Source organism: Lachnospira hominis (ex Liu et al. 2021) (assembly GCF_014287955.1).
Classification (GTDB): Bacteria; Bacillota; Clostridia; order Lachnospirales; family Lachnospiraceae; genus Lachnospira; species Lachnospira hominis.
On sequence record NZ_JACOPD010000003.1, the window covers coordinates 309,633 to 323,179 of the forward strand.

General features: G+C 36.6%; 12 protein-coding genes. 10 read left to right on the forward strand and 2 right to left on the reverse strand.

Going from position 1 to position 13,547, the window contains the following annotated elements:
* Positions 1–13: 13 nt before the first annotated feature.
* Positions 14–577 (reverse strand): hypothetical protein, encoded by a 564-nt coding sequence (locus H8S01_RS06055; protein WP_186836541.1) that lies wholly within the window; start codon positions 575–577, stop codon positions 14–16.
* Positions 578–870: 293 nt separating this feature from the next.
* Complete coding sequence (locus H8S01_RS06060) at positions 871–1,125, reverse strand: chorion class high-cysteine HCB protein 13 (RefSeq protein WP_186836542.1); 255 nt, start codon at positions 1,123–1,125, stop codon at positions 871–873.
* Between the two features lie 224 nt (positions 1,126–1,349).
* Here H8S01_RS06060 and H8S01_RS06065 point away from each other — a divergent pair, with 224 nt between their 5' ends.
* The 10 genes from H8S01_RS06065 to H8S01_RS06110 all read left to right on the forward strand — a co-directional run bounded on the left by H8S01_RS06065 (position 1,350) and on the right by H8S01_RS06110 (position 13,107).
* Positions 1,350–2,408, forward strand: coding sequence for a bifunctional glycosyltransferase family 2/GtrA family protein (locus H8S01_RS06065; RefSeq protein ID WP_021866968.1), 1,059 nt, complete (start codon positions 1,350–1,352; stop codon positions 2,406–2,408).
* A 30-nt stretch (positions 2,409–2,438) separates the two neighbouring features.
* Positions 2,439–3,554: a phosphodiester glycosidase family protein gene (locus H8S01_RS06070; RefSeq protein ID WP_243204227.1), complete on the forward strand. Its 1,116-nt coding sequence runs from the start codon at positions 2,439–2,441 to the stop codon at positions 3,552–3,554.
* A gap of 16 nt (positions 3,555–3,570) precedes the next feature.
* The gene (locus H8S01_RS06075; RefSeq protein WP_021866970.1) at positions 3,571–4,659 is read left to right on the forward strand and encodes a hypothetical protein; all 1,089 of its coding nucleotides are present in this window, start codon (positions 3,571–3,573) and stop codon (positions 4,657–4,659) included.
* A 78-nt stretch (positions 4,660–4,737) separates the two neighbouring features.
* Positions 4,738–6,300, forward strand: a complete 1,563-nt coding sequence (locus H8S01_RS06080) for a putative polysaccharide biosynthesis protein (protein WP_207723027.1) — start codon at positions 4,738–4,740, stop codon at positions 6,298–6,300.
* Positions 6,301–6,302: 2 nt separating this feature from the next.
* Positions 6,303–6,830, forward strand: a complete 528-nt coding sequence (locus H8S01_RS06085; RefSeq protein WP_021866972.1) for a UvrB/UvrC motif-containing protein — start codon at positions 6,303–6,305, stop codon at positions 6,828–6,830.
* The gene (locus H8S01_RS06090) at positions 6,823–7,854 is read left to right on the forward strand and encodes a protein arginine kinase (protein WP_021866973.1); all 1,032 of its coding nucleotides are present in this window, start codon (positions 6,823–6,825) and stop codon (positions 7,852–7,854) included. Before H8S01_RS06085 ends, H8S01_RS06090 begins: the two co-directional genes overlap by 8 nt.
* A gap of 41 nt (positions 7,855–7,895) precedes the next feature.
* Positions 7,896–10,352: an ATP-dependent Clp protease ATP-binding subunit gene (locus tag H8S01_RS06095; protein WP_021866974.1), complete on the forward strand. Its 2,457-nt coding sequence runs from the start codon at positions 7,896–7,898 to the stop codon at positions 10,350–10,352.
* Positions 10,353–10,450: 98 nt separating this feature from the next.
* Positions 10,451–10,864 carry an endosialidase gene (locus H8S01_RS06100; RefSeq protein WP_186836543.1) on the forward strand — a complete coding sequence of 138 codons (414 nt, stop codon included), beginning with the start codon at positions 10,451–10,453 and terminating at the stop codon, positions 10,862–10,864.
* 159 nt (positions 10,865–11,023) lie between these two features.
* Positions 11,024–12,412 carry a DNA repair protein RadA gene (radA, locus tag H8S01_RS06105; RefSeq protein WP_186836544.1) on the forward strand — a complete coding sequence of 463 codons (1,389 nt, stop codon included), beginning with the start codon at positions 11,024–11,026 and terminating at the stop codon, positions 12,410–12,412.
* Between the two features lie 41 nt (positions 12,413–12,453).
* On the forward strand, positions 12,454–13,107 hold the full coding sequence (locus H8S01_RS06110) for a methyl-accepting chemotaxis protein (RefSeq protein WP_021866977.1): 654 nt from the start codon (positions 12,454–12,456) through the stop codon (positions 13,105–13,107).
* Positions 13,108–13,547: the final 440 nt, after the last annotated feature.

A 13,547-nucleotide genomic window follows, 5' to 3' on the forward strand; every position in this document is an offset into this window, starting at 1 on the left:
AATACCATTAATATCATGTTTGTGAATCATTTAATTTTTGGTCGAGTGAATCAAGCTGCTTTAAATATTCGTCATATAATTTCTGCTGTGAAGAATCCATAAAAGAACCAAATTGTGATGGCCTGCTGCTGTTTTTACAATTGGAGCCGGAATCAGAATGGAAATCAGAATTGCTGTCCTGGGCTGAATTGGAAGCATTAAACATAGACATGAAATTTTTTAATGAGTCTGTATCACTGTTAAACATTGATGACATATTGGAAAAAAGCTTGAAATTTTTGATAAGTCCGGCATATTCAGGCGGGCAGTAAGGAAGAATGGCACATATAAAATCGTCATTTTCCAACAAATCGCTAATTGAATGAATATGTGGAATGGATGAATTACATGATATAAAATCAGCACAATCAGGTGACCTGAAGTAATTAATGGTATAATTCAATTCATTTAATCGGATAATCACAGATAACATTTTTGCCATTGGAAAATCAAGAAATGGAATCATGGCTTTGATGATTTGAAATAATAAAGGAAGTGTCTGCATATCAAATATGGTTATTGGAGGTTTATCTGACATGGGTTCACCATCCTTAAAAAATCTATAATAATATATGCGGTAAATAAGAAGTTATGAATATAATATATTGAGAATGACAATAAGGCGTAACCAATATGGAAGATAAGAATATCGTGATAGTTGATGAAACGACAATCTATGAAGTGGATGGTGCATGTGTTGAGGAGATGAGAAAAAAGAAAGACGCAGGTACGCCTGCAACATAGAGAAAGGGGCATCGCACTAAGAAATTAGTGCGATGCCCCTTTTAATAAATATCTGGTATATTTAAGAATGTGTCTGCAACATAAGGATTAGTTGCAGCCGCATCCACATCCGCAGCCGTTGTTACTAAATAAACCGTTGTTGCCGCATCCTCCACCACAGAATAACAGAAGAAGGATAATCCATGTACAGCTGTCATTGCCGCATCCGCATCCTCCGAAAGTGCTATTGCCGCTGCCACAGCCGCCGCAGAGAAGGAGAAGGCAGATAATCCAGAAACAAGAAGAGCATCCGCCATTGCAGTCACTGCATCCACCACAGTTTGTTGCTGCTAAATCACTCATTTTAAATTCCTCCGGAAATCATTTACAATAAAATAATATGAGATATGGCTTGTGTATGTTACTATAAAAAATAAAAAGTTGATATTATATTTGTTAAAAATTAATTGCAAATAATATCATATTGTTATATTATCTAATTTGGCTTATTTAAATTACATAAGGATAAATATAGACATAAAAAATGTTTATTCAGACTTTTAGTGTAAAGAAATGGAGATTACATAATGAAAGTATCAGTTATAATTCCCTCTTTAAATCCTGATGAAAAACTAATATGTGTTGTAGATTCATTAAGAGAGGCTGGCTTTGATGATATTATTCTGGTAAATGATGGCAGTGATGAAAATCATATGGAGCCTTTTGAACATGTATCAGCTTATCCGGAATGTACAATTCTTACGCATGAGGTAAATAAAGGTAAAGGACGCGGTCTTAAAACTGCATTTGAATACTGCATTAAAAACAGACCTGATATAGACGGGGTTGTTACTGTTGACGGAGATAATCAGCATAAGGCGGCAGATATCCTGAAATGCTGTGAGAAAATGGCAGAGTGCAAAGATAAAGTTGTTCTTGGTGTAAGAAATTTTTCGGGAAAAGACGTACCGTTTAAGAGCAGATTCGGAAATAACATGACAAGTTTTGTGTTTAAATTTGCATGTGGACTTAATATATCAGATACCCAGACCGGATTAAGAGCAATACCCAGACAGTATCTTGAATTGTTTGATAAAGTAAAAGGTGAAAGATTTGAATATGAAACTAACATGCTTCTTGAATTCAAGCAGAGCCATATAGATTTTGTGGAAGTTCAGATAGAAACTGTATATATTGAAGAAAATGCATCAACTCATTTTAATCCTATCAAGGACTCATTGAAAATATATGGTGTTATTTTTAAGTTTTTATTCAGCTCAATTGCATCATCCGTGATTGATCTGGCAATGTTTGCTCTTATCAGTGCATTGATGTTTGGAAAACTTGACGGAAGCATAAGAATATTTACTGCTACGCTCGGTGCGAGAATTATATCATCACTTTTTAACTATACATTTAACAGAAAAGCGGTATTTAATTCAAAGAGTGGCGTCAAGTCATCAATTGTGAGATATTATATCTTATGTGCATGTCAGCTTTGTGTTTCATATGGTCTTGTATACCTTGTTACAAGTGTATTGTCGCTTGGGCAGGTACTTACGGTTGTGGCAAAAGCTATAATAGATACAATACTTTTTGTGATAAGCTTCCAGATACAGAGAAGATGGGTGTTTAAGCATAATTAAACTTTAAATATAAAAGAAATGGAGAATTTTATGAGTAACGAAAACAACGAAGAAATTGAATTGTTTGATTACATGGATGAAGAATCAGAATCAAGAAAAATTCCCGTGAATAAAAAAGAAAAAACAGGCGGGAAAAGTGGCAGATCAAAGAAAAAGAAAAAAGCCGGAGCACTTACATGGGTTGGAAGAGTTGCGGCAACAATAGGCATTACACTTGCACTTATTATAGTATGGCTCTACGGAGTTATGGCGGTTCTTGTATATGGACCTTCAAAGACAGCAAAAAATCAGTTTGTACTGTCTGTGCAGGAGACGAGTGCGATAGGATTCCTCGCTAATATTTTCTGCTCGCAGGAAGAGATAGATGCAATCAAGGCTGCCAATTCAATTAAGGATACAGATGAAGTTACAGATACAAGTCTTGTAAGTATTGATACAGAAGATAATTCAGAAGTTCCTGATATCGAGATAATTGATGTTAAAGGTTCAACATATAGTGGAAAACTTATGAAAATCAAGGACCCTTCAAGACTTTTTGTAGGAACAATAGAAGGATTTCATCAGGGAAATGGACAAGTTGTTGCTGATATTGCAAAAAGATATGATGCAGTAGGTGGCGTAAATGGCGGTGAGTTCGTAGATGGTGAGACAACATATACAGGCATGCCGATTGGACTTGTTATGATTAATGGTGAACAGGTTAACGGAAACAATGGTTCAACATATCATGTTACGGGTATAACATTTGATAATAAGCTTGTCGTAGGTAATATGACAGCAGAACAGGCAAAACAGAATAATATCCGCGACTGTGTAAGCATCAGCAACAGTATCGGACCATTCCTTATAATTAATGGCGAGGCACAGGATGTATCAGGTACAGGCGGTGGTCTTAATCCACGTACAGCACTTGGACAGACCTCGGACGGCTCTATAATTCTTCTTGCTATTGACGGACGTATGGCAAACAGCCTTGGAGCTTCATTCTCGGATTTACAGGATATAATGCTTCAGTATGGTGCGGTCAATGCTTCAGTAATGGATGGTGGCACATCAACACAGATGTATTATGAAGGAGAAGTAATAAATACACCTTATTCGCCTACAGGTCCAAGAACATGTCCAACAGCATGGCTTGTTAAATAAAATATAAGGAGTGGCAATGATGAATAAAAAGAAAAAAAGAAAAAATATGTCAAAGTTTAAAAGATTCCTTCTTATATATTCAGGAATACTTGCAGCTGCCATGATTATATGCTGGAGTGTTCTTTATGTATTTATCAAAGATTATGAGCAGGGCAGGCCGACATATGCAATGGATAAAATAACAAAGAAGTTTACTGCAGATAATGTTGAAAAGCTTCTTAACGACAGCGGTGTAAAAGCTAATGAATTTGAGACGAATGAGAAAGTTGCAGAGTATCTTAAAGGAAAACTTGGCACTGAGCAGATTACATATAAAAAGAAAAACAGGGAATATTCAGAATCAAATCCTGTATATGTAGTGTATGCCGGTGATACAGCAATAGCAAAAGTATCGCTTCAGGAAGATGGAAAAAATGGATTCAAATTTACAAAGTGGAAGCTTGGAAGCATTTCATTTGACGATTATTCAGACAAATCAACAAACAATGCTATTACTATCAGTGCACCTAAGGGAAGCAAAGTCTCAATTAATGGCGTGGAGGTAAGTGACAACTATATAAAACAGGACGATGTGGAATTTTCGCCATGTAAACATGTTGCTTCTTATGTTTCAGAGCCTTTAAGAACAATCTATGAAGTGTCAGGACTTATTGCAAAACCTGAAATTAAAGCAGAGATGTCCGGAAACCAGCTTGAGATTACAAATAAAAATAATGCGTATACAATAGAATATCCTCAGGATGAAGAATTGCTTTCGCAGATGAAAGATGATATTATGGGTATTGCAAGAAATTACGGCAAGTACATAATAAACAGAGGAAGTCTCAGCTCACTTACAAAACGTATGGTTGGATATGCCAATGAATATATGAGTGATATTCCGGCTGTATGGGCTTATCTTTATGGAAAAACATATACATATGAATTTAATAATGAGAATATTTCCAATTTCAGAAAGTATTCAGATAACTGCTTCTCATGTGATGTTTACTATGATTTATATGTAGACTGGAAAGATGGCAATAAAACATACAATACATCAGTAACATATACTTACGTAAAGACAAATGGTGCATGGTATGTAGCAGATTTTATACTTAATTAGTAAAGGGGCAGCAGGGAATTCCTGCTGCCTTGTGCTTTCTTGTTTAAAACATGAAAAAATGTGAAAGGCTTGATACTAATGGCAGAAAATAAAAAAAGAAACTTTCTTGTTCATGGCGGAATTCTGGCGATGGCCGGAATTATAGTAAGAATCATAGGAATGTTTTACAGAATTCCACTTATGAACATAATAGGCAGTGAAGGTAATGGTATTTACAGTGTTGCATATAATATATACAATATAATGCTTGTTTTGTCGTCATATGGACTACCGATGGCGGTTTCAAAGCTTATTTCAGCAAGATTTATAACGAAACAGTATAAGAATGCGGCACAGGTGTTCAGATGTTCGTTGACAGTATCAATATGTACAGGTGGTGCTGCGGCACTTATTCTGTTTTTTGGTGCAGGAGTAATTGAAAAATTATACAGAGGTGTTCCGGGACTTGCAATTCCGTTAAGAGTTCTTGCTCCGACAATATTCCTTGTTGCCATAATGGGCGTTATGAGAGGATTTTATCAGGGCCAGGGAACAATGATTCCAACGGCTGTTTCACAGCTTGTAGAGCAGGTTATGAATGCTGTAGTAAGTATTCTTGCAGCATATTTGCTTACAAGTGCATATAAGAATTCCGTGGAGACAGCTGCATATGGAGCAGCCGGTGGAACAATGGGTACTGCATTTGGTGCATTATCAGGACTTATACTTCTCGTAGTAATATATATTCTGTACAGACCTACATTCAGGCGGATGATAAAAAAGGACAAAGTAAGTTCTGTACATTCTGATAAAGATGTATACAAAACAATTATTATAACGATGATTCCTATAATACTTGGACAGACACTATATCAGATTAGTGCGGTTATAGATGATGCCATGTTTTCTAATATTATGGTTGGAAGAAACATATCATCAAATATAAAAGCAGATTTAGGCAATTTCAGTTCAAGCTACAGCTTGTTAATAGGAATTCCGCAGGGTGTTGCATCAGCAATGTCGGCTTCAATGCTTCCGAGCATTGTAGCATCATATACACAGGGGGATAATGCGTCTGTTAAAGATAAGATAGCACAGACAATAAAGACAAATATGTTTATAGCAATACCATCATTTGTCGGACTTGTAACGCTTGGAAAGCCGATTATACAGCTTTTATTTTCGAGATATAACAGCACACAGGGTGCCATGATGCTTAAAATAGGTGCAATTGCTGTAGTGTTTTATACACTTGCAACTGTTACAAGTTCTGCATTACAGGGAATTGACAAAATGAATGTTCCGGTAAAACATTCACTTATCTCACTTGTTGTTCATATTGTGCTTGTCTATTTTATGCTTAGATGGTCAAGACTTGGAATTTATGGTATAGTAATCGGAAATGCATCATTTCCAATATTAATTTTCATATTGAATTTAAAGTCTCTTAAAGAATATATTGATTATGACCTGGAATATATCAGGACATTTCTGATACCGTTATGCTGTTCTGTTATAATGGGAATAGCTGTAAGCCTGACATATAAACTGTTGTATAGTGCATGTCATATTAATATAGTTGCACTTATGTGTGCGTTTGTTGTAGCGGGAGTAACATATTTCGGAACGATATTTTTGCTTAAAAAGGAAGGTAAATATTAATTATGTTATGTGAGAATTGTAATGAAAATGAGGCAACATTTCATTATACTGAAGTTGTAAACGGAATTATGACGCAGCATCATCTTTGCAGCGAGTGTGCAGCAAAAATGGGACTTACAGGTTTTGCCGAGTCACCTTCTGCTGATTTTCCTTTTGCAAGACTTCTTACAGGACTGCTTGCGGCGTCAAACAGAAGTACGCAGGAGCAGGATAATCCTATGATGAATGTGAAATGTCCCAAGTGCGGCATGAAATATCAGGAGTTTATCCGCATAGGTAAATTCGGCTGTGCGGACTGTTATGATGTTTTTGGACCGCTTATAGAAGATAATATAAAAAAATTACATGGAAGCGTTGAACACAAAGGGAAAAAATCAAACAAAACAGCACAGCATGGAAATGACCTGCTTGATGAGATAGCTGTACTCAATGCAAAATTAAAAGAGGCAGTTGAACTGGAAAATTTTGAAGATGCTGCCCATTACCGTGATGAGATAAAAAAGCTGAAAGAAGGTGGCGGTAATGCTTAGATGGTTTGAGACGAACGGAAAAGAAAGTGATGTTGTAATATCAAGCCGTGTCAGGCTGGCAAGGAATGTGAAAAAATATAATTTTTCACTGAAACTTACTGAAAATGATGCTGTAAAGATGATAGATGAACTTAGTGAGGCAATAAACAGTCTTGATATAGTAAAAGATTACAGCAGCTATAATTTCAAAACGCTTGATGAATATCAGAAACAGGCTATGAAGGAAAGGCATGTTATAAGCAATTTTCTTTTAGGACAGAAGCAGGCGGCGGGATTTGTTTCAAAAGATGAAGATATATCAATAATGCTTAATGAAGAAGACCATATCAGAATTCAGGCATATGCTCCGGGAATGGATATGGAGAAGGCGTTTGAACTTGCAGATAAAGTTGATGATGCTATAGATTCAGTGACGGATTATGCTTTTGATGAGAAGTATGGTTATCTTACAACATGTCCGTCAAATGTCGGAACAGGAATGAGAGCTTCATATATGCTTCATCTCCCGGCATTGGCAGGAAATAACAGGATATCCGGACTTGCATCAGAAGTTGGCAGATTTGGGCTTGTATTAAGAAGCGTATATGGTGACGGTTCAAAAAATTATGGGGATATATATAAACTCTCCAACCAGATTACGCTGGGTGTTTCTGAAAAAGAAATAATAGATAACCTCACACATATTGCGAATCAGATTATAAGCCAGGAAAGAACGCTTAGAAAACAATATGTACTTAACAAAAGATTAAGTGCTTCAGATATAGCATATCGTTCATATGGTGTTTTAAGATATGCAAGAAAACTGTCACTTAACGATGCAATGTTATTGCTTTCGCAGATAAGGCTGGGACTCGCACAGGGGCTTATCGGGACTGATATGGAAAATGAATTCTGTGTTTATCAGCTTATGATAGGCGTAATGCCTGCGAATCTTGCATTGATGAATGACAGTGATATGTCACCTGAAGAAATTGAAGAATACAGGGCAAAATTTATAAGAGATAATCTTCCTGTTATACGATGACTGATATATAATAAAATTAAGTTTAATGAAAGGATGTATATATGCAGAGCAGATTTACAAAAAAAGCACAAGAAGCACTAGACCATGCGTCAGAGGCGGCAGTTATGCTCGGACATAGTTATATTGGCTCAGAGCATCTGCTTATAGGCCTTATACAGACAGAAGAATGTCTTGCTTCGGCTGTGCTTGCTGAATATGATGTTACAGATGAAAAAATAATAAATCTTGTATACCAGCTTATAGCACCTGAAGGTGCAGTCGGAGTAAAAGAGCCGACAGGATATACACCGAGAGTACGCCGTATACTTGAAAATTCGGCGAAGGAAGCTATACGATTTAAAGCTGACCTGATTGGAACAGAACATATTCTTATTTCAATAATAAAAGAATCAGAGTGCGTGGCTGCAAGGCTTCTCAATACGATAGGTGTAAATATCAAAAAATTATATGTTGATATCCTTATTGCAATGGGAGAAGATGCTAACAGCTACAAGGAAGATTTTCACAGCAAAACAAAGAAAGGAAAAACTTCTACACAGACACTTGACCAGTACAGCAGGGATTTGACGGAGCTTGCAAGACAGGGAAAACTTGACCCTGTAATAGGAAGAGAAGAAGAGATTAACAGAGTTATACAGATTCTTAGCAGACGTACAAAAAATAATCCATGTCTTATTGGTGAACCTGGAGTCGGAAAAACAGCAATAGCGGAAGGGCTTGCAGCAAAAATAATAGAGGGAAATGTTCCTGAAACTATAAAAGACAAGCGTCTTCTTACACTTGATTTGTCAGGAATGGTTGCTGGCTCAAAATACAGAGGCGAATTTGAGGAGAGAATCAAAAAAGTTATCAGTGAAGTGAAAGCTGCCGGAAATATACTTTTGTTCCTTGATGAACTTCATACAATAATAGGTGCAGGCGGTGCAGAAGGTGCTATAGATGCATCAAATATTTTAAAACCGTCGCTTGCGAGAGGTGAAATACAGCTTATAGGTGCAACAACTCTTGAGGAATACAGAAAATATATAGAAAAAGATGCTGCTCTTGAACGCCGTTTCCAGCCTGTAAAAGTAGAAGAACCTACAGAAGAAGAGGCAATTCAGATTCTTATGGGTCTTCGTGGCAAATATGAGGAACATCATAATGTAACTATTGATGATAAAGCAGTTGTAGCTGCTGTAAAACTTTCAAAAAGATATATCAATGACAGATTCCTTCCTGATAAAGCGATAGACCTTATTGATGAAGCATCTTCAAAGACAAGGCTTAAAGCATATGTCATGCCTGATAACATCAAGAAACTTGAAGAAGAAATTAAGAAACTTGATGAGAAGAAAGAAGAGGCAATTAAAAATGAGGCCTATGAGGAAGCAGGAGAAGTAAAAAAACAGCAGACAAAGAAAAAAGAAAAACTTGCAAAACTTATGCATGATTGGGAAGAAAAAAGAAATGGTGCATGTCTTAATGTCGGAGAAGAAGAAATTGCAGATGTAGTATCTTCATGGACAAAAATACCTGTATCAAAGATTGCAGAGGCAGAATCAGAGCGTCTTATGAAACTCGAAGAGACACTTCACAAACGGGTAATAGGCCAGGATGAAGCAGTAAGTTCAATAGCAAGAGCTATAAGAAGAGGCAGAGTTGGCCTTAAAGACCCTGACAGGCCAATTGGTTCATTCCTTTTCCTCGGACCTACAGGCGTTGGAAAAACTGAACTTTCAAAAGCTCTTGCAGATGCAATGTTTGGAAGCGAGGAAGCACTTATACGAGTTGATATGTCTGAATTTATGGAAAAGCATACAGTCTCAAAGCTTATAGGTTCGCCTCCGGGATATGTAGGATATGATGAGGGCGGCCAGCTTTCCGAAAAAGTACGCAGAAATCCATATTCGGTAGTTTTATTTGATGAGGTTGAGAAAGCTCATCCTGATGTATTTAACGTGCTTTTACAGGTACTTGATGACGGACATATCACAGACTCAACAGGAAGAGTTGTTGATTTCAAAAATACTGTAATAATAATGACGTCCAATGCCGGTGCCCAAAATATTGTGCAGCCTAAAACACTTGGCTTTGCTTCTGTTACAGATGAAAAAGAACGTCATGAAAATATGAAAACAAAGGTTATGGATGAAGTCAAGAGACTGTTCAAACCTGAATTTATCAACAGAATTGATGAAATCATAGTGTTCCATGCACTTAACAAGGAACAGATTGGAAGTATTGTTGACATTATGATTGCGAAAGTTAATAAGCGTATAATGGAACAGATGAAAATTTCCATTGAGCTTAATGATGAAGCAAAGAAATATATAGTTGACAAAGGATACGATGAAAAGTACGGTGCAAGACCATTGAGAAGAACTATACAGAATGATATAGAAGATGCACTTGCAGAAAAGATTCTTGAAGGAACTGTAAAACAGGGAAACAGGGTACTTGTATCAGTAAAAGATGGAAAATTACATTTTTCACTAAAAAGAGGCATTAATAAATAAAAAATGCTGGCATATTTCGACATGTTATTGTATAATATGCTTATCGTTGATACGTGAATACGGAAACAATTATAATATACATTTAGGAGGACACACAGATGTCAGTAGTTAATGAGTTGATTCGTTCAGAACAGGATGGAACACTTAGTTTTGGTAATTATTTGCTTGATACAAAGTCAAAGTTATCAGATTTTGAACATGGCGGAGACATGTATAAAGTTAAAACTTATAATGAGATTACAAAACTCGAGAAAAATGGTTCATTTGTATACGAATCTGTACCCGGAACAGCAGTTAATAATTTTCAAGCATCTGCTGATGGAGTAAAGTTTGAAGTCGAAGGAAAAGAAGATGCACAGATTACGCTCGAACTTGAAGAGGGTGCATCATATGCTATTTCAATTGATGGCGGGGATGCCGGAACAATGACAACAAATATGGGCGGAAAGCTTGTGCTTTCTGTTGAATTCACAGATAACAAAGGTGTTTCGGTAGAAGTAAAGAGAGCATAGATTTAATAATGCAAAATTTGGATGGAAGCAGTGAATTGCTGCTTCCATATTTAATATAAAAAATATAAAGTAAAAAAATAAATTACCTAGAAAAACAAAGAAGACTGAATTGTTTTATAGCATCATGATTTAGTTTTCTTAGTAAAAAAGGAGTATTTGATGGCAAAATCTAGAACAACAGCATTCTTTTGTAAGGAATGTGGATATGAGTCTGCAAAATGGTCAGGGCAGTGTCCGTCATGCAAAGCGTGGAATACATTTGTTGAAGAGCCGGTGGTAAAAGAAAAAAATGTTAAAGGTATTGTAAATATTAATGCAAAATATCATGAAACAGCAGGGGTAAAAAAGGCTGCCCCTGTTCGCCTGTCATCGGTTACTGCAGCTGATACTGACAGAATAAAAACAGATATATGTGAACTTGACAGGGTTCTTGGCGGAGGAATAGTGGAAGGCTCGCTTGTTCTTGTCGGAGGTGATCCCGGAATAGGAAAATCCACATTACTATTACAGATGTGTTACAATCTTGCAAAAAATGGTAACAGCGTATTATACATTTCGGGAGAAGAGTCACTTGGTCAGATAAAACTTAGAGCACAGAGAGTGGGCGAAGCTTCTGATAATCTTATGGTGCTTTGTGAAACAAGTCTTGACACAATAGAGAATGTCCTTGAGAATGTGAAACCACAGATTGTTGTGATTGATTCAATACAGACAATGTACCGTGAAGAGGTTGGTGCTGCACCGGGCAGCGTCTCACAGGTAAGAGAGACAACAGCTGTTCTTATGCAGCTTGCAAAAGGTCTTAATATTTCAATATTTATTGTTGGACATGTGACAAAAGAAGGCGTTGTAGCAGGACCCAGAATGCTTGAACATATGGTTGATACAGTTTTATACTTTGAGGGCGATAAAAATGCCGCATACAGGATTTTACGAAGCGTAAAGAACAGATTTGGTTCAACTAATGAAATAGGCGTATTTGAAATGCGTCAGGAAGGGCTTGCTGAAGTTGCCAATCCATCTGAATATATGCTTACGGGAAGACCAGAGGAAGCGTCCGGCTCTGTTGTTGTGTGCCTTCTTGAAGGAACTAGACCGATTCTTGTGGAAATACAGGCACTGGTTTGTGATTCTAAATTTGGAATGCCAAGAAGAACAGCTGCGGGGGCTGATTACAACCGTGTGAATCTTCTTATGGCAGTACTTGAAAAAAGGGCAGGGATTCATCTTTCAGGAAGCGATGCATATGTGAATATAGCAGGTGGAATGAAGGTAAATGAACCTGCCATGGATCTGGGGATAGTGATGGCACTTGTCAGCAGTTTCAGGAACCGGCCGATGATGGAAAATACGATTGTTTTCGGCGAAGTAGGACTTGCAGGAGAAGTCCGTGCTGTAAGCCAGCCGCAGATAAGAATAAATGAGGCGGTTAAGCTTGGGTTTGGAAATTGTATACTTCCGCAGGTGTGCTTGAAAAATATTAAGAAAACTGATAAAATAAATCTTATAGGTATTAGCAGTGTTAAAGATGCGGTTAAGCTGATATAAGAACGATATTTAGTTTATGGAAAGACAAAGGAGGGGCTTTTGTGGAAAATCAGAATGACAATACTGAAATGATAAAAAATCTGACAAACATACTTGAAGGATTAGATAATTCACAGGAACAGCTTGAAAAAAATGCATTTGACGTGATTAATTCGTCTGATACTTCACTTAATCTTGTAAAAGAGAGTATAGGCAGTGTCGAAGAAATACTTGAAATGATAGATAATCTCAACAAAATAGTATCCGAGACATCTGGTAGAATCAATGAGTTAAAAGAATTATCTGGCAAAATAGAAGAATTTGCAGCAGTTATAAGCAACATTTCCAATAAAACAAACATACTGTCTCTTAATGCATCTATAGAAGCAGCAAGAGCAGGGGAACATGGAAGGGGATTTGCTGTAGTGGCAAGTGAAGTACGTAATCTTGCAGCACAGTCAGCAAAATCATCAAAAGAAATAACTGATACCATAGCACAGGTTCAGACTTCAGTTAGTGAGACAGTTGATGCCATGACAAATGTATATGACAATGCAGTTGCCCAAAAACATAAAGCAGATTCTGTAGGACAGGTGCTTCATAAAGTTGTTGATGCAGCATATGCAGCCAATGAGGTTGCAAGAAATATTGAAAATGAAATTGCATATCAAAGAGAAATAACAGATGAGGCAAGAGGTGCAATTGGTCTTAAATAGTTAATAACATTTAAGATTACATTAAAAATGAATTGAATTTGAATTGTTTAATTAAATATAAATGCATTTTTTTGAAAAATTATGTAATTGGCAGTCTGAAATATCTAGTGTTTTTGTTTTGGTATCTAGTGCTTTTACCTTAATAGAGGCACTAGATATTGTAGTCTGACCTGTTAATTACAAAAAAGTCAAAAAAAGTTAAAAAAAATCAAAAAAAGGTGTTGACATATATAACCTCAGGTGATATTATAATCAAGTCGCCGCGAGCGACACACAAAACAAATGACTTACAGGCCAGCAGACATGCGGCTTTAAGCATATTGAACACTGATAACTGAACAGTAAAACAACCCTGAAAATTCTTTAAGAATTATTCAACGAACAGCATCTTAAACAGATGCATCCTTTAAAACAGTACATCATGCAGATGATGAACGGAT